Origin of the sequence: Dyadobacter sp. 32 (assembly GCF_902506755.1) — a bacterium.
Taxonomy (GTDB): Bacteria; Bacteroidota; Bacteroidia; order Cytophagales; family Spirosomataceae; genus Dyadobacter.
This window is the reverse complement of record NZ_LR735258.1, coordinates 6,542,481-6,560,782: the sequence shown is the minus strand read 5'-3', so window position 1 is coordinate 6,560,782 and position 18,302 is coordinate 6,542,481. Positions and strand designations below refer to the sequence as shown.

The window sequence follows — 18,302 nt, the reverse complement described above, 5'->3', positions numbered from 1 at the left end:
CATGATTATTACAAACGGATCTTTACAGAGCCCCCAAATGAGCGAATCATTGGTAAAAAGCCTTCTTCACCCACAGCGGAAGTTAAATTAGAGTTTAACGAAGCCGGGTTGAAATCGTAAGGCAATGAATTATAAATGTACCCAAGGTCTCGTCCAATCACACTAATTGAAATGCCGTTGACTTTCATCCTGGCGGCCAGGCTATGGGGCAGGTTGTATGACAACATTACCTGACGCAATGCAATCCAGCTGCTTTTAAGAACCCAAAAATCAGACACGCCTGTAGAAGAAGAAGCATAGCGATAGTAAAACTGAGGAGCATGAGTAGGCTCAACCAAACCGGCGGCATAGGCCTCCTTGAAAGTCATACCCCCTACATCGGCAGTGGACCCATTCGGAAGAGAAACCTTCTGCCCTGTGGCAAATACCCCGTCAATGATCATTCCGTCGTCATAGGTAATACCGTCGTACTTACTGGTCCAGGTAATGCCTCCATGATCCGCATCCCGGCCAAACAGCGTATTGGGAAGTACTCCGGTATGCGTTCCTGACCTTATGGACGACATGGCCATGTCACCTCCAATCTTGGCATCAAACAATACACTCAAAGCAAAACTTTTGTATGAAAAATCATTTGAAAATCCTCCCCGGAACCTCGCATTAATATCACCTATATCCTGATATTTATTGCTTCTTTGCGGAAATGCAGCACGTGCATCGTTTCTCCATGCAAGCACGGTCATACCGTTTCTCGGATTGGCAGGATTATCTGCGTCAGAGAATTTCAGCGATTGGGTTGTGGATCGTATGGTACCATAAGATTTCCCAACGACTGCCCATGAGCTTGCGTCAAAAGCGCCACCACCAAGAGAAAAATCAGTTCTGCCTTCGGCAAGTGATACAATTAAATTTTTGTTTCGGGAGAAGGTTAACCGCGAATTCCAGGTAAAATCCTTTGTTCGTAACGGCGACCCGTCGAGAGAGATTTCAATTCCCTTGTTCTGAATATTACCTGCATTGATCTTAACCCCCGATATGCCGGTTTCAACGGGTGTTGAAATATCCACGATCTGATCATAGGTATTATCCTGATATAAAGTTACATCCAAACCAACCCGACTTTTCAGGAAACGCATTTCCAAGCCAATTTCTTTCGAAATTTTTCTTTCAGGCCTCAGCTTGGGCGATAACGTGGTTCGGGAGCTGAATTCTGCCAGCGTAGGTTCTCCGGGTAATCCGATCACTTTTCCCGCAAATTTATACCCGGGATTGATTACAAACGGATCAGTGTCCTTGCCCAAGGCAGCAATATTGGCCCTCAATTTGGCAAAGGTAATTACCTGAGGCAGCTGGAAGGTTTCCGACGTAATCCACGAAAGACTTGCCGATGGGTAATTATAGAAATTATTACCAGTGCCGTCTTTATAAGTCAATGCTGATGACCAGTCCCCGCGCCAGGTTGTAGCAAGGTAAAACTGATTTTTGTAATCAAAATCGGCACTGGCATAAACAGAGTTGATATTTTTGTTATAATTGATACCTCCACTGACAACCGGTGAATTCACCGAATTGGTGATGAAATAATTACCAGGAACCATCAGACCACCGGAAGTACTTCCCTGAGCAAATGAACTGACCGAAGAATACATTTCCCCGCCTGCGAAACCACTGAACGACAAGTCCTTCACAATAGAAATACTATTAAATGCGAGTATACCCTTTACAAATTTACTCTCCTTTTTAGATTGATTTAAGGTGTAGGAACCGCCCTTGAAGTCGGAGAAGTGGCCCAGTGCTTTATTTTCGTATTTATCGTAATTGTTGTTCATGTTACCCTCCACAGTGAAATTAGCCCACTTGCCAAGCTTGGCATTGAGCGCAAACCGGCCCAGGAAGTTCCTGCTTTCCATGGTAGCAACGGTATTGTTCATATTGTACCAAAATTCGGGAGCCATGACCTTATTGGTTTCCAGAGGATTGGTCCCCTTGGGTGCCCCGCCAAAAGTCTGGCTGGTATATTTTGATTTTTGATTCCAGTACTTTGTATCATAATTTCGGGGAAACATCCATGAAAATGCCACGCCCCAGTTATCCCCTGCAAAAGTATCGGTATAAGGTGCCCAGGTCAGATTTTGAGGATTGGTGTTGTCGCTTGTCGTGTATCCGCCACTAAAATCAGTGCTGAGCCATTTGGCCAGCTGATGCGTGATTCTCAGATTAAAATTCTCCCGTTGCATTTTGTTATTTACCGAAATGCCAGTCTGCCCGTCATGCGTTGCCGAAAACCTGTAAGTCGTTTTGTCCCCGGCTCCTGAGAAAGCGATAGACGTAGTACTTAAAGCACCATTCTTGAAGGCATCGAGAAAGTTATTGGGTACGGCCTTATATTCAGTCCAGGTGCCATCATAATTACGTACTTTCTGATTCGCAAACCTGGGACCCCAGTTTTCATTTTCGCGGTTGATTGCCGGATCTATGTAAGGCTCATTGGTAATTGGATCAACCGGAAACACTTTTGTAGTCCACATCTGATTGGGCTGGTAGTTTGGATCCCGAGCATCCGTAAAAAATGCACCTACACTGCCGCCTCCAAATTCATTTTGAAACTTAGGTCCTTTGTAAGGATTGTATATCATGACATTTTGCGAAATGTCAATCCCGATTCCACTGGCTTTACTGCCTTTTTTGGTGGTGATCAGCACAACGCCGTTAATCGCTCTGGATCCATACAACGCGGCCGCTGAAGAACCTTTTAATATCGAAACCGTTTCAAAATTTTCACTGTTCAGATTAGTCAGGTCGTTGGCAAAATCACGACCACCGGAAACGGATTCATTGTCGATAATGATTCCGTCGATTACGAATATGGGTTGATTGTTCTGGCTCAAAGTGGAATTACCCCGGATCACTATTCTCGAATTACCGAAGGGCCCTGAGGCACTCTGATCAATCTGAACACCGGCAACCTTACCCATTAAAGAATTGACCGGATTTAATTGCTGCGTGGCTGAAACTTCGGCGCCTTTAAGCTCCGTAACAGAGAATCCCAGACTCCTTTTCTCTTTGGACATCCCCAAGGCCGTCACAACCACTTCGTCAAGTGATTTGGTGTCGCTTTTTAGTGACAGATCAATAGTGGATCGACTACCTGTTTCAACCTCCTGGCTCAGGTAACCAACAAAACTGAACACTAAGATTGCATTTTCCTTCTCAAGGTTCAGCTGATAATTGCCATTGATATCACTGATCGTTCCCTGCTGCGTACCCTTTATCAGAATGCTTACACCTGGCAATGCCTCCCCTTTTTCGTCCGTAACTTTCCCTTGAACCTGGCGTAGCAGAAGTAGGCTCTCTGCCTTTTCAATAATTACCGCCCCCTGCTTTTCAGTGAGAATAATAGTCTTACCTTCCTGCCGAAAAGTCAATGGTGTTTTGTTAAGTATGAGCTCCAAAGTCTCCTGTACGGAACGCGTCGCAAGCGGCACACTTATATCCTTATACGGCGCAACTTTGGGAGACATGTAGAACACATGGTACCCCGACTGTTTCTGCAATTTTTGCAATGCATTCTTTAAAGATGATTGCTGTATTTCGAAAGTGATCCGCTTCTCGCGGATGTCTTGTGCTCTACTCGTTTTGGCTACCAATACCTGTGCGGTAATAAGCGCCAAAACAACACTGAAAACACTTATTTTCATGAGCTTACTAATATAGGCCCGCCTGTTGCTTTGCCATAGGGCAATACAATTCCTGCTTGCAAAAGCTAGAGTTTTTTGCATTCTTTGTGCTGTTTAAAAGTTTTCCAATAAATTTTTTTACAGAACTCCTCATTGCTTACCAGGGCGGAGGAGTTTTTTTTTGACCATCAGGGTCCGTTGTATGATTTGGAAGCATTCATGTTGTTAAAGGTTAGGAATAGAAATTAAATACATTTTTCACCATCAATTAGGACCTTATCTGCCAGGATTTTATAACGTGTATTACTGGTCAGAGAAAGCGTGTGCATGGATTCTTCGAGGGTTTCAGTGCCTGAAAAAATCCCGGTAAACCGGCAATTTTCAAGCTCGGGATTTAAAAAGTGAATTTGAGTGCCGTGCCGCTTGCTTAGTAAGGCTGCCAGATCTTTGAACGTCATTTCATCAAAAGTCACTTCCTGCTGCAGCCATGCGGTCGCCGCTGTCGGTGCTACCTGCTGTTCACCACCCACCAAAGTTTCGGTGTTGTAGGTGACCTGTTTTTCAGGAGTAAGTACGGCTATCAGTTTGTTTTGATCTTCAACACGGACCTTGCCTCTGCTTACACTTACAATTATATCCTTTTGCCCTGGCCAAGCCTTGATGTTAAAAGCTGTACCTAAGACTGTAGTTTTCACCCTTCCCGTGTAGATGATGAAGGGAGAGTCAGGATTGTGCGCCACGTCGAAATATGCCTCTCCGATAAGTGTAACGATTCTTTTGGCCTGATTAAAGTCATCACTAATTTTCAGTTGGCTGTTACCGCGCAACACCACCTTGGTGCCATCAGACAGGGTGAAAAACCGGTTGACCTGTTCCTTGGCGGCAGGAACAGCCGTCTCGACAGCTTGCTGTGTGTTTTCTTTTACTGAATAGATTCTCACCAACCAAATCACACCCATCAGCATGATAATCATCGCGGCAACCCTGAAATAGCGGTGCAAAGGAAGGGTTTCCTTTTGTTTTGGTTTCAGTTTCCGGTTTATCTCGTCTTTCATTTCGAGGCCAAGCGCATGTAATTGCGTATTGTCAAGGTCTTCTGTTACCTCCCATGCCTCATCAAAAAGTTCATAGTACTCTTCCAGAATTTGACGTTCCTGTGCTGTTGCAGTACCATTGAGATACAATTCAACCAACCTCAATAATTCGATTCTACTTTTTTGTGGCATCTGCGTGTAGCTACTTTTCTTTACAGTATACTATCTCAGCAAAATGTCCCAAACTATATTCTATTATTTTTGAAATATTTAATATTTAATAATGTGTTCATAACTATTGGCCATATAAAACACGCACCCCATTGCGTAATCGCAGTAGTTGATGGATGATTACCAGAGGTTTATTCGATATGTATTGTGGCTGGCTGGACGAGGCTGATAATAGTGCGCTTAAGGAACTTATGTCATGGCACCCTTCGACTTCGCTCAGGGTGACAATCGGCTTCGCTCAGGATCCCTTCGACTCCGCTCAGGGTGACAATCGGCTTCGCTCAGGGTTCCTTCGACTCCGCTCAGGATGACATTCAACTTCTCTCATGGGGACATTCGTCTTTGGGAACTACTTGAGTCAACTGCCATCTAATGCGTGACACGACACTAGTCGAGTTGCGTAATGAGCAGACCCGTGAAGGTAAGGAGCTTTGACACAGCCGCCCGAAAACTTTCCTGCCCGTTGATCAACTGATTTTGAACGGTTTTTTGCGCAATGAAGAGTTCTTCGGCAATTTCTTTTGTAGAGAGCTGCTCCAGATAACGAAGTCTGAAAATCTCTCTGCGCTTTACCGGTTGGTGGGCAAGCCACACTTCAATGCCGGCAAGCAACTCGTTCAGGCAAAAGGGGCTGTCGGCCTTGTCATCACTTAATCCCATGTGTTCGAGAGGTTCTTCGAAGAAAGGGAGTTTTTTATGTTTTTTGTAAAGCATAAAAACCTGATACCGTACGGCCGTTTGCAGGTAGGCATAAAGTTGGTTGATCTCCCGTGTAGACCTGTTGACCCAAAGGTCTATAAATACATCCTGCACAACCTCTTCCGCATATTCACTTTCCCCCAGGCGCTTCCGCGCTTCCTGGAATAAGGATTTCCAATAACGTCGGTAAATTTCGTCAAAAGCGTCCTCATCTCCCTGCTTTAAAAGGAGTGCAAGCTCAATGTCCGTATGGTTTTTAAAATAAGCCATTCAAAAACGAAACTGCATGAAATATTCAGGTAATATACTACAAAAAACAGGATAGAGGCCTAAATATTTAAACCTGAACAGTATGTCCAAATTTCAACAGGAAATGTATTTGAAAAGCAACCGGAAAGATAAACTAGTCACTGGGGCACGCAGTAGAAATAAACCGTCCGTCAGGAAATTCCCCTCCTACTCCCCCAGCCCCTCCCATTCTCCCTCATCATGGAGAAACACGTTGTAATCAACAAAGCCTTTGATCCCGTCAGCCCAGCCTTTTTCGCTGTGTTGCCAGAATAACACGTGCGCGTCTGTCGCAAGATCTTTTATATCGCTTCTGGAATATCCGGCCAGCCACAGTGGGTAATCGTCGAAATTCCCGGCAATGTATTTTTTGTAAAAATGTTCATTGACATAAATAATTGGCTTCACCCCATAGTGGCGTTCAATCAGTACAAGCCAGTTACGAACGCCTTTCACGATAATTTCACTGGGTTTTCTCGCATCGGTTTCCAGATCAAGCACAGGTGGTAAATCGCCCGGCTCCAGGTGTACCTGTCCGATAAAATTATCCACCTGCCGATTCGACATCACCCTTGGGTTATAAAAATGGTAAGCACCACGCTTCATTCCGACCCGTTTTGCTTCACTCCAGTTTCTTTGAAACTGCCTGTCGAGATGGGTAGCTCCCTCGGTTGCTTTAATGTAAACAAAACCAATGTCCACTTTATCAGAGCCTGCATTTTTCAGTTTATCCCAATTGATCTTTGCATTATGGTGCGATACATCAATACCATGAATAGGATATCTGAGTGGTAGTTTGATGCCAAATTTGCTTACAAATTCCCATTGATTTTCATCTGTACGGTCATTCCACCATACCAGCCCGGCAATGAGCAGAATCACACCACCTACGATTGCCCAGCCTTTGGCAGGCAAGGGTTTCAGATAATCAGTCTTTACGATTTTTGAAGTGCGTACTCTCTTTTTAGCCATAGGCTGCAAAAATACGAAAAGATGCCCCTGCGAAGAAAAAATAAAATTTACGCTCTTTGGATGTGACCAAATTCCATTCAACCCGTCTCTACTTTACAAAACGCGTAAGTTTTACGAAATTTTAGTTAAGAATATCAGCAAACAAACTAAGATACCATAGGATTACGCTTCATCGACACACGCTTTTCAACAAACCTCTTAAAGAAAATACCTTTTACAACATACACTTCATCAGCAACTAAAACACACGCTTAAAAAAACCGGCACGTAGGAATACATGCCGGCCTTTTTTTTATTCACCAATTAGCTACTTAAAGCACTACATTCACGATGCGTTTTGGCACCACAATCACCTTTTTAGGAGTTTTGCCTTCCAGCCATCTTTGAACCGTTTCGTTTGCCAGCACTTCTTTCTCAATATCGGATGCCGGGGTTTCAATATCAAAAGGTATCGAAATCCTCACCTTGCCATTGATCTGGATCGGATACTCAAATACGGCATCGACCACATGCTTTTGCTCCCATTTAGGAAAACTGGTTTTTGAAAGCATTCCTTCCTCATTTCCCAGTGCAGCCCATAATTCTTCACTGACGTGGGGAGCATACGGAGAAAGTAAAACAACCAGTTCCTGAAGAATTTCCTTCTTATTGCATTTCAGACTTCCCAGTTCATTCACGCAAACCATAAATGCGCTTACAGCCGTGTTGAAGGAGAAATTTTCCGTATCCTCTTCAATTTTTTTGATGGTTTTATGAAGTACCTTCAATTCCTCCGGCCTTGCAGGTTCGTCCTTTACGATCCACTGACCGTTTTCCGAGTAAAACAGACGCCAGAACTTCCGGATAAAACGATAGGTACCATCGATACCATTGGTATTCCAGGGCTTTGCCTGTTCCAATGGCCCCAGGAACATTTCATAAAGTCTGAGCGTGTCGGCGCCGTAGCGTGTTACAATATCATCGGGATTTACGACGTTGAATTTCGATTTGGACATTTTTTCGACCTCAACGCCACATAGATATTTGTCATCTTCCAGGATAAAAGTAGCCTGATCGCTCGAAAGATCCTGCCGGCTGGCCTTGAATTTATCGATGTCCAAAAAGTCATTTTCAACAATATTGACGTCTACGTGAAGAGCGGTCACGTCATAATCGGAACGCAATCCGGCGCTCACAAAAACAGGCTTACTCTGATCATCACTTTTGACCCGATACACAAAGTTACTCCTCCCCTGTATCATCCCCTGATTGATCAGCTTTTTGAAAGGTTCTTCCTCTGGCACAAAGCCACGATCTTTCAGAAATTTATTCCAAAACCGGCTGTAAAGTAAATGCCCGGTTGCATGTTCGGTCCCTCCGATGTAGAGATCCACGTCTTTCCAATATTCAATGGCTTCCTTGGACGCGAAGGCACCATCGTTGTTGGGATCCATGTAACGATACCAGTACCAGCTGCTTCCCGCCCATCCCGGCATGGTACTCAACTCGTAAGGATTCCCGGACGCATGCGCCCAGCCTTCGGCCCTGCCCAAAGGCGGTTCGCCACTTTCGGTCGGCAAATACTTGTCCACGGCCGGCAGGTTCAAAGGCAATTCACTTTCTTCCATCAGGTAGGGCAGCGCATGACCGTCTTTGTCGTTTTTGTAATAGACCGGTACCGGTTCACCCCAATAACGCTGACGGCCAAACACGGCATCGCGCAAACGATAATTGATTTTACCCTTGCCTACACCCTTTTCTTCCAGCCATTGGATCAATGTCTGGTTTGCTTCATGGAAAGTCATTCCGTTGATGATCCCCGAATTGATATAACGTCCCTCCTTGGTGGCATCTGCCTGTGAATCGATATCCTTTTGTCCATCCAGAATGGGAATGATTGGCAATCCAAAATGATTGGCAAAATTCCAGTCGCGCTGATCCCCCGATGGAACGGCCATGACGGCACCGGTTCCATAACCAGCCAGTACATAATCAGCAATGTAAACCGGCACTTTCTCCCCGTTCAAGGGATTGAGCACATAAGCACCAGTAAAAGCACCGGAGACCGTTTTCACATCCGAAATCCGGTCACGTTCCGATTTCTTTTTGGTCATGTCCAGATACGCATCGATTTCTGCCCGGTGTTCAGCAGTAGTAATCACATCGACCAGCTCGTGCTCCGGAGCAATCACCATAAACGTCACCCCATAAATGGTATCCACACGGGTGGTGAAAACTTCTATATGCGCAGGGGGCATGGGGCTTGGGGCATGGGATTCTACCCCCTGCCCTTCTCCTTGTGCCCCCTGCTCCTTGCCTCCTGCCAATTCAAACTTCACCAACGCCCCCACCGACCTGCCGATCCAGTTGCGTTGTTGCTCTTTCAGTGAATCTGTCCAGTCCACGGTATCAAGGCCATCCAGCAACCTTTGCGAGTAAGCGGTGATCCGCATCATCCATTGTCGCATGAGTTTCTGAACAACAGGATAGCCGCCACGCTCAGAGACACCATCTTTGACCTCGTCATTGGAAAGCACCGAGCCCAGCTCCGCACACCAGTTTACTGTTGCATCGGCCACATAGGTAAGGCGGTATTTCAGCGTAATTTTATACTGTTGCTCCTCATCCCAGGAGGCCCATTCTTCGGCGCTGAAAGCAGGCGTATCCTCGTCACAGGGTGCGTTTACCTTTTTATTGCCCGATTGGGCAAATATTTCGGTAAGGGTTTCAATGGTTTCTGCCTTCTGGGTATCATTGTTGTACCAGCTTCGGAAAAGCTCCATAAATATCCACTGCGTCCATTTGTAATAGCCAGGATCAGAAGTCCGTACCTCGCGATCCCAGTCATAGCTGAAACCCAGGTTTTTCATTTGCTCAATGTACCTGGTAATATTCTGCTCGGTGGTAATAGCCGGATGTTGTCCCGTTTGGATAGCATACTGCTCCGCAGGAAGACCAAAACTATCAAACCCCATCGGATGGAGCACATTGAACCCTTTCAGTCTTTTGTATCGGGAATAAATATCCGAAGCAATGTAACCCAGCGGGTGCCCCACATGCAAACCGGCTCCAGAAGGATAGGGAAACATGTCCAGAACATAATACTTGGGAAGTTCGGATTGATTTTCTACCCGGAAAACACCGTGATCACCCCAAAAATGCTGCCACTTTTTTTCTATTTCCCGATGACTGTATTCACTCATTTTATCTTGTTATTAATTGTAAAGTCTTTCAAAAATCGGCCTCGTTTCCAGACATGCCGCTACAACCCATTTCATTCAGTTCTTAAGATATACTTCGACACAAGTATCTAAAATTCAACCTCGATCATCTCCTGAAAACCGGCTTTAAATCAAAATTATTTTACTCAATTTTTAAACCTTCGATTTAAACGCCCGCAAAAATAGTGCTTTTGATCGTAATCAGAGCCTTCCTGTTGCCAATACATTTCTGTTGAGATTTTCAGACCGGGCAACATTGTACCAAAATCCGTTCTGCATCGTTAGAAGAACGTTTTCATTCAGCCTCGATTTTCAAAGCTGAAAAGGATGTTCAAATTCACTCAAAACAAAAATTTAGCCATGAAAAAATTAATGATCACACTCTGTGTAATGACACTGAGTTACACAGCTTCAGCACAGTATAATCCGGGGTTCAGATTCGGGCTTAAAGCTGGAGCTAATCTATCCAACATCAACGGAAGTAACGACCTGTCGCTAAACTCCGGCAATACAGCCTTCAATTTCCAGGATAATTCAAACAGGTCGCTGGGATTTGCTGGCGGAGTTTTCTTTCGGTTTGGTCGCGCGCTTTACATTCAACCAGAGATTTTACTTTCCCAGAAAGGTGGTCAGTTCAATATGTATAAAGATGGTGTCAAAAATGAGGACGGGAAAGTGGACCTGCGCTTTTCCAATCTGGATGTTCCGGTTCTGTTCGGGTTTCGCATTGCCCGGTTTTTCCGTGTCAACGCCGGACCAATGGCATCCATGAAATTATCTCCGAACGGTAAAATCAAAGACTCCTTCGAGGACGTAACAGATGAAAACGGATCTGTCACATTCCAGAACAGGCTTTCATTTGGGTACCAGGCCGGCGTAGGGCTCGACTTCGGCAGACTCAGCCTCGATGTACGGTATGAGGGAAATTTGAATGAAATCGTAAAAGTCAATTACAATAACGCCACAACCGCTGCACAATTTGGCAAAAAAGGAAATCTCTTCCAGGCAACACTGGGACTGGCCATATTTTAAACAGCCCTGATTATTTCACGACAAAGGCCGGGGCGGGTCTTCTTCTGCTCCGGCCTTTGTCATGCAGTTTAACATTCCGTCTCAGCCAAAACGCAGCCCCATTCTTAACAAAATGTTCACGCCAGACGCCATTTTATAGCAACAAAATAGATTTTAGCCCTGCAAAATTCTAACTTCGTACCCTTACCACCTACCTTTATTCCGCTGTGGCTATCAAGAAGGACAATATTAAATTGATTTTTGGTCTGAAACTAAGGCAACTCCGTTTGGACAAGGGATTATCTCTGAACGAACTTTCCCAAAAATCCGGCTTGTCCATTTCCTATATTAACGAGATTGAAAAAGGAAAAAAGTACCCCAAATCCGACAAAATAATAGCGCTCGCCACGGCAATAGACGAAGATTATGACTCGCTGGTCTCACTGAAATTAAGCAAACGCCTCGAACCAATCTCCGAACTGCTGAGCTCCAATATTCTCACAGAGCTTCCTTTGGAACTATTTGGCATAGACCCGGCCAATCTGCTGGAAATACTGGCCGAAGCACCCGCCAAGATCAGCGCTTTTGTAGGTACATTGATCGAAATTGCCCGAAATTATAATATGTCGATTGAGAAATTTTACTTCTCAGCCCTGCGTACTTATCAGGAAATGCATGACAACTACTTTGAGGACATCGAACAGGAGGCTGAGAAATTCCTGGAATTGCATCAGGTGACACCTGACCAGTTGCTCGACGAAGTGTTTCTGGCCAATATTCTTGAAACCGAATACAATTACAAAATTGAACCCATAGACGACAAAGCCAACCCTGCCTTTGCCAGCGTACGTTCCCTCACAATCACCAATGCACAGGGTAACAGGCTCCTGGTCAATTCACATTTATCGCCTGTGCAGCGTGCTTTTATCTATGGGAGGGAGATAGGCTATTTGTTCCTGAACTTAAAAAACCGGCTGCATACCACCGCGCTGGTTGAAGCGGAGTCCTTCGAGCAGCTGCTGAATAACTTCAAAGCCTCGTATTTTGGCAGTGCCATCATCATCAAAAGGAGCTTGCTTGTGCCAGCCATGGCTGATTTTTTCAGTCAAAAACAATGGCAGCCCGAGAAGCTGATTGGGATGATCCAGAACTTCAATACGACACCTGAATCCTTCTGCTATCGACTGAGTAACGTCATGCCCAAATTCTTCGGAATTAACCAGATTTTCTTTTCCCGGTTCAATAATTTTGCAGGGCAGAATCTTTATGATATGACCAAGGAAATGCATATTTCCCGCAAGCATTACCCGCATACCGTGCGTGATGAGCACTATTGCAGAAGATGGGTAGCTTTGACCATATTGAACGATCTCGGTGAAAGCACAGGCAATAAAGCGTCAACGGGTATACTGTGCAAAGCGCAGAAATCGACATACATTGATACCAGTGACGAGTACCTGGTGGTAAGTTTTGCGCAGAACATGTCGCCAACACCCAATATCAATGTCAGTGTTTCTATGGGTATATACCTCGACGAACCAACCCGTGCAAAGCTGGCGTTTCTGCAGGACCCCGACCTGCCTTCCCGGAACGTGAATCAAACATGCGAAAGGTGCTCCGTGTTTGACTGCAAGGAAAGAATTGTAGCACCGACCATACTTCAGAAACGGCATAAAAACGAAGAACTCCGAAAGGCGCTGCGCAAAATGATACGGTAAGTCAGAATCGAAGTACCGGATCTTTCCGGACCTGTACAAATAGGGGTAAGCAGCCAGTGAGCTGTCATTATTGCAAGCGGTTATCCAGGCCACTCATGGCATTCAGGAGTGAGGTGGGATAACGTCATCTGAGATAAATTAAAAAAAGCTTAAAAGTACAGATTCCAAATATTCTGTTTCGGAACTCAATTATATTTGTAGATATTTTGAAAATATAGCTATGCCCGGCACCTATGCGTTTGAAGATCTTTTGCTAAAACTGTCCACACCGTTTTACATTGCTTTGATCGGTCTTGAAATATTCCTAACCTATGCCCATGATCCGGAGGGGCACCACAGCCAGGGCCAGAGGAGGCGTACCGGCTATTCATTCAGGGATAGCTTCACCAATGCACTACTGATGTTAATCAACGGCAGTGTCGATTTACTGTTTCGTGCCGCATACATTGGTGTACTGATCTGGTTTTACAATTTTCGTCTGGTGGAGCCTATCTCAAATCCTTACGTCTATTGGTTTGCTCTTTTTCTCCTTGAAGACCTCGCATTTTACACCCTTCACTATGTGGATCATCACAGTCGTTTGTTCTGGGCCGTTCACGTCACGCACCATTCTTCTCAACATTTCAATCTGACAACCGGATTTCGGTCCTCCGTATTCCAGCCCCTGTACCGGTTCCTGTATTTTATACCGCTTGTCGTTTTAGGATTCAATCCGGCCGACATTGTCATTATGTACTCTCTGACACAGATCTACGGCATTATTGTACATACGGAGCATGTGGGCAAACTGGGATTCCTGGAATACCTTTTTGTCACACCATCACACCACCGTGTTCACCATGCAAGCAATGTGGAATATCTCGACAAAAACATGGGTATGTGTCTGATCATCTGGGACCGGCTTTTCGGAACCTTTCAGGAAGAATTGCCGAGCGTACCACCCCGTTACGGCCTGGTAAAACCGATTATTCAGCATGGTTTAAAAGAAACAGTCTTTCATGAATGGAAGCAACTTGGAAAGGATATGCAGCAACCTGCCGACTGGAAGACAAAGCTAAAGTATCTGGTAAAGGCTCCCGGCTGGTCTCCCGATGGCTCCACCCAGACCAGTAAGGAATTGCAGAGGGAGCTGTCGGCGGTTGAAAAGGAAACAGTTTAACAAGAACCTATACCAATCGAAATCACGCATTCCGGCCGGCCGCAAAGTCGGGAATTTCTGTATATAGAACACATTCAAATGGAATGGTTTCAAAGGACTCAGGATTAGCAACCTGGACACAAGCCGATTGCCATAGGCGATAACTACCAGCTATTTAAACGCCTGAATCCCCGTAATTTCCGCCCCCAAAATCAGCAAGTGGATGTCGTGCGTGCCTTCATAGGTAATCACCGATTCCAGATTCATCATGTGCCGCATCAACGGATAATCGCCCGAAATCCCCATGGCACCCAGGATTTGCCTCGCTTCCCGGGCCACGTTTAATGCCATCTCCACATTATTTCGTTTGCCCATGGATATCTGGCTGGTTGTTGCTTTGCCTTCATTCATGAGTGTACCCAGCCGCCAGGCCAGTAGCTGCCCTTTGGTAATTTCGGTAAGCATTTCGGCCAGTTTTTTTTGTGTCAGCTGAAACGCCCCGATCGGTTTATCGAACTGGATTCGCTCTGCTGCATATTTCACGGCCGTTTCATAACAATCCATGGCCGCCCCCAAGGCGCCCCACGTGATGCCATACCGGGCTTTGTCCAGGCATTGCAACGGTGCTTTTAAACCCATTGCATCCGGTAAAACATTTTCGAAAGGAATAAGCACCTTATCAAACACCAACTCGCCGGTAGCACTCGCCCTCAGCGACCATTTGTTATGAATTTCAGGTGTGGAAAAACCCTTCATGCCCCGCTCCACAATGACCCCCTGCACCCTACCCGCTTCATTCCTGCCCCACACCACCGCCAGATCAGCAAACGGTGCATTGGAAATCCAGATTTTGGAACCGTTCAGTAAATACCCCTCCTCCGTTTTGACAATCGTCGTCTTCATTCCTGCGGGATTTGATCCGAAATCAGGTTCGGTAAGTCCGAAGCAGCCCAGGCGTTCTCCTGTTGCCAGTCCCGGCAGATATTTCCTTTTCTGCTCCTCCGATCCAAACGCATAAATCGGCCACATCACCAGCGACCCCTGCACCGAAACCGTCGACCTCATGCCAGAATCGCCCCGTTCGATCTCCTGGCACATGAGCCCGTAACTGATATAATCCAGACCGCCTCCACCATATTCTTCCGGAATAGTAGGCCCAAATACGCCCAGATTACCAAACTTTTTTACCAAATGGACAGGAAACTCTGCCCGTTGTGCGAAATCATCGATGATGGGTTTTATTTCCTGATCCGTGAACGCTCTGACCGTTTTTGCGATGAGGCGTTGCTCGGGGGTGAGGAGGTCTTGGATTTGGTAGAAATCGGTAGGTGCCATTTGAAAAATCGGTTTTAAAATTCAATGCATTAATTGCCCTTTAAAGCACAAACCCATGCCATGTAAAGTAAACTTAAACGCTGTCAGAAACGTAACCACAGTTTTTCCCCTCGTCACAAGGAGCATTCGTAAGTGGCGGGTTTCAATCTTTAAAACAATGCCTAAGATAGCAATTTACAAATACCTGACGTTTTATTTCTTTACCGCTGATTGGTTGGCAGTGAGCCTTCTCACTTGTATGTCAGCAATACGAGGCTACGGGAAGTCTTTGGTGGTGAGGAGAAAAGATAGATTTTTATTTAGACAGGATTTCAGGATTAACAGGATAAAAACGGCTCCGTTGTCCCACTTCCAGTCCATTTCCAGGCTTTCCAGTCAGCAGTAAAAACAATACACCATAGTCGACGACACGATCATCTTTGATCATTGCGACGAGATCTACCACGTCCAGGATTTCTTTGGGTTGCCGGAAGACTATGTTTTGAGCAGGTAACTCAGGTTGTTATTTGAACACCGAAGTACATATCAAAAGGGTTAAATGATTTTTGCCTGAAAAAGGAGAAGTCGGAATTTTAACAACACCGACAAACAATTTGGAATGATGGAATTGTTTCAGGCCAGAAAGATAAAAGACGGCCTAGAGATACCTCAGCAACTCGAATTGTTTTGGATCAGGATAAAAAATCGGAAGCCAGTTCTGACACTTCTATTTTTTTTCACCGAAACACCATACAACATAATGATTCACAGCTGAATAAACTCACGTATGTTATTTACGGCATTGCAATGATCGATGCGGTAGCAGCGCTACGGGCCGCCGCCGCGGTTTGAAAGCAAATCACAACTTGACACTTCGACTCCGCTCAGTGTGACATGTTGTTTATGGCATGTGACACGGAGTTTAACGTGTGACACCTTCAATGAACGGTGCGGTAGCCGTGCTACGATCCCCGCCCAGCGGTCGAAGGCAAAGCACAACGTGACACTTCGACTCCGCTCAGTGTGACAGGTTGTTTATGGCATGTGACACGTTGTTTACGGCATGCTCCATCAGCACTTTACCTCAGCCAACCTGCAAATACATCCGCACTGTAAACAAGATCTTTCTTATGCGCTTCCACTGCACTCATGGTATTGGGCGATGACTTTTCCAAACATTGCTCAAGAACCAGATGGGGTTTTACGGCCATAGCGCTCAACGCTTTCACCAGCCGGCGGTAATCAATATCACCATCTCCAAAACTTTCCTGCCATATACCGCCCCTGGATTGCCGGATATGGAGCTCCACGATTCTTTTACCATATAATTTCACGATGTCGAACAAGGCCACCTGCGAGTTGCCCGAGCCACGATACACCCAATGTACATCCAGGCAGAGCGAAACGTTTTTGGGATCGGTCGCTAATAGCATGTGATGAAACTCCCGTGCCGCAGCCCGAAGCTCCACGTCGTGGGTATGGTAAGCGAGCGTCATTCCGCGCTTTTTCAATTCGGCACCCAGCTTATCCATGTTTCTGGCCTGCTCAACGAGCTCTTCGTCTGATTTATTCTTGTCAGTCTCCGATTGTCTCGGGCTGGGATTGGTGACGATGATCTTCGTTCCTGCTTCCCGGCAGGCATCCGCAATGGAGAGCACGGACTCAATGGATTTGGTCGCGTCTTCGGTTTTATGCAGGGCACTGTTTACATATAAAGAAGGCATCGCCAGCTTGTATTTTCTCAAAAAAGGCAAAAGTTTTTTTATATCCTCTGCGTTGTTGGCTGCCGGCTCATAGGAAGTCAATCCCGTTGTGACATACTCTGCCAGGGATACATCCAGATTAGCCCCCCAGTTTTTGCCCTCCCGATTGTAGAAAGTGATCCAGGAGTATTGATTGCAGGAAATCGGCTGATTTTTTGCAGCCTGATTTTGACCAAACGACTGCTCCGAAACTGCTGCCACTGCGGCAGCTCCGAGTGTGTTTACGAATTGACGACGGGATATTGACATGAGTAAGATGTATTGCGAAAGAACTAAGATCATTTTAATCACCGGCAAAATACCAAATAATCCTGCAATACCTCAAACGGGCCTGGATAAGTTTTTAACACTTGCTCCTGAGTAACTTTAATTGCTTTTCTTGCCAGCCCACAGAATGGCATCCCGGACCAGAACGTTAAAGTCAGGATTGGCGCAAAGTGCAGCATCATGACCGATCCCTATATACACCATGCGTTCGTATTTTTCATTAACCCAGATCAGCGGATGATCGCCCATGGGTTTCCTGGGACGATAGGTGCTTTCGTCCGCATGTGCCAATACCCGTACATGAGGACGGGGGCTTTTATTGAATTCATACCATTCATCATAAATTTCCATTTTTTCGGGTAGGTTGCGGGTGATCGGATGCCCGCGGTCTTCGATCACGAGGGTGCCCTTCTGAAAAGCGGGATGCGGCGTGTAACGCACCCCACCCATGGCGTCTTCAAACCATTGCCAGTAGGGCTTATCCGGGTTGGTGTACAAAGTTCCGGTTAATCCGGCGGCATGAATTCCTACCCACCCCTTACCCTGTTCAATAAACTGCTGAACAGCTGACTGTTCTTTGGGAGTAAGATCAAAGGGGGCCTCCTGCAACTGAACAAAAACGTGATATCTGGATAAATTCTCTACGTTCACCAACCGGTTATCATCTGTGATGTCCACCACAAAACCGTTCTCCCTGGCCATCCTTTTCAAAAAAGGTTTTGCGGCCGACATCATTTTCTTATGATCCGCCGCTTTGGAGATTTTCACAAACACCTTGAACCGGGGCCTGTCGCTGGCCGAGATACAGAGCATACAAATAACCAGGGCGATGAGAGCGGCACGGCAATATTTTTGCAGTCGGATCAAGATTTTCATAACGGCCAACGATTAGGGGTGATCGCACTTACACCCAGAGCGACTAAGATTATCGACTGACTTAAAGTGCTTTACAATATAGTCATCATTCGACCAATAGTAAAATGACCGTGG

13 protein-coding genes are annotated in these 18,302 nt (G+C 45.7%); 4 read left to right on the top strand and 9 right to left on the bottom strand.

Going from position 1 to position 18,302, the window contains the following annotated elements:
• Positions 1-8: 8 nt before the first annotated feature.
• Both DYADSP32_RS26855 and DYADSP32_RS26850 read right to left on the bottom strand, forming a co-directional pair.
• Complete coding sequence (locus tag DYADSP32_RS26855; RefSeq protein ID WP_149239876.1) at positions 9-3,779, bottom strand: SusC/RagA family TonB-linked outer membrane protein; 3,771 nt, start codon at positions 3,777-3,779, stop codon at positions 9-11.
• Positions 3,780-3,922: 143 nt separating this feature from the next.
• Complete coding sequence (locus DYADSP32_RS26850; protein WP_149239877.1) at positions 3,923-4,903, bottom strand: FecR domain-containing protein; 981 nt, start codon at positions 4,901-4,903, stop codon at positions 3,923-3,925.
• 155 nt (positions 4,904-5,058) lie between these two features.
• Between DYADSP32_RS26850 and DYADSP32_RS26845 the strand changes: the two genes are divergently transcribed.
• Positions 5,059-5,253, top strand: coding sequence for a hypothetical protein (locus DYADSP32_RS26845; RefSeq protein ID WP_149239878.1), 195 nt, complete (start codon positions 5,059-5,061; stop codon positions 5,251-5,253).
• A gap of 76 nt (positions 5,254-5,329) precedes the next feature.
• Here DYADSP32_RS26845 and DYADSP32_RS26840 read toward each other — a convergent pair whose 3' ends face one another.
• The 3 genes from DYADSP32_RS26840 to leuS all read right to left on the bottom strand — a co-directional run bounded on the left by DYADSP32_RS26840 (position 5,330) and on the right by leuS (position 10,083).
• Entirely contained in the window at positions 5,330-5,911 is a 582-nt protein-coding gene (locus DYADSP32_RS26840; protein WP_149239879.1) for a sigma-70 family RNA polymerase sigma factor, read from the bottom strand.
• A 186-nt stretch (positions 5,912-6,097) separates the two neighbouring features.
• Positions 6,098-6,901, bottom strand: a complete 804-nt coding sequence (locus DYADSP32_RS26835; RefSeq protein WP_149239880.1) for a GH25 family lysozyme — start codon at positions 6,899-6,901, stop codon at positions 6,098-6,100.
• A 311-nt stretch (positions 6,902-7,212) separates the two neighbouring features.
• On the bottom strand, positions 7,213-10,083 hold the full coding sequence (leuS, locus tag DYADSP32_RS26830; RefSeq protein ID WP_149239881.1) for a leucine--tRNA ligase: 2,871 nt from the start codon (positions 10,081-10,083) through the stop codon (positions 7,213-7,215).
• 378 nt (positions 10,084-10,461) lie between these two features.
• Here leuS and DYADSP32_RS26825 point away from each other — a divergent pair, with 378 nt between their 5' ends.
• From DYADSP32_RS26825 to DYADSP32_RS26815, 3 genes are all read left to right on the top strand, one after another.
• Positions 10,462-11,133, top strand: coding sequence for a porin family protein (locus DYADSP32_RS26825; protein WP_414618087.1), 672 nt, complete (start codon positions 10,462-10,464; stop codon positions 11,131-11,133).
• Between the two features lie 206 nt (positions 11,134-11,339).
• Entirely contained in the window at positions 11,340-12,830 is a 1,491-nt protein-coding gene (locus DYADSP32_RS26820) for a helix-turn-helix transcriptional regulator (RefSeq protein ID WP_149239883.1), read from the top strand.
• A 220-nt stretch (positions 12,831-13,050) separates the two neighbouring features.
• Positions 13,051-13,989, top strand: a complete 939-nt coding sequence (locus tag DYADSP32_RS26815) for a sterol desaturase family protein (protein ID WP_149239884.1) — start codon at positions 13,051-13,053, stop codon at positions 13,987-13,989.
• Positions 13,990-14,139: 150 nt separating this feature from the next.
• Here the strand turns inward: DYADSP32_RS26815 and DYADSP32_RS26810 are convergent, their stop codons facing one another.
• From DYADSP32_RS26810 to DYADSP32_RS26795, 4 genes are all read right to left on the bottom strand, one after another.
• Positions 14,140-15,303: an acyl-CoA dehydrogenase family protein gene (locus tag DYADSP32_RS26810; RefSeq protein ID WP_149239885.1), complete on the bottom strand. Its 1,164-nt coding sequence runs from the start codon at positions 15,301-15,303 to the stop codon at positions 14,140-14,142.
• Between the two features lie 295 nt (positions 15,304-15,598).
• Entirely contained in the window at positions 15,599-15,748 is a 150-nt protein-coding gene (locus tag DYADSP32_RS26805) for a hypothetical protein (RefSeq protein WP_414618086.1), read from the bottom strand.
• A 613-nt stretch (positions 15,749-16,361) separates the two neighbouring features.
• On the bottom strand, positions 16,362-17,294 hold the full coding sequence (locus tag DYADSP32_RS26800) for a sugar phosphate isomerase/epimerase family protein (protein ID WP_149239886.1): 933 nt from the start codon (positions 17,292-17,294) through the stop codon (positions 16,362-16,364).
• 117 nt (positions 17,295-17,411) lie between these two features.
• The gene (locus DYADSP32_RS26795; protein WP_149239887.1) at positions 17,412-18,188 is read right to left on the bottom strand and encodes a ThuA domain-containing protein; all 777 of its coding nucleotides are present in this window, start codon (positions 18,186-18,188) and stop codon (positions 17,412-17,414) included.
• Positions 18,189-18,302 lie beyond the last annotated feature (114 nt).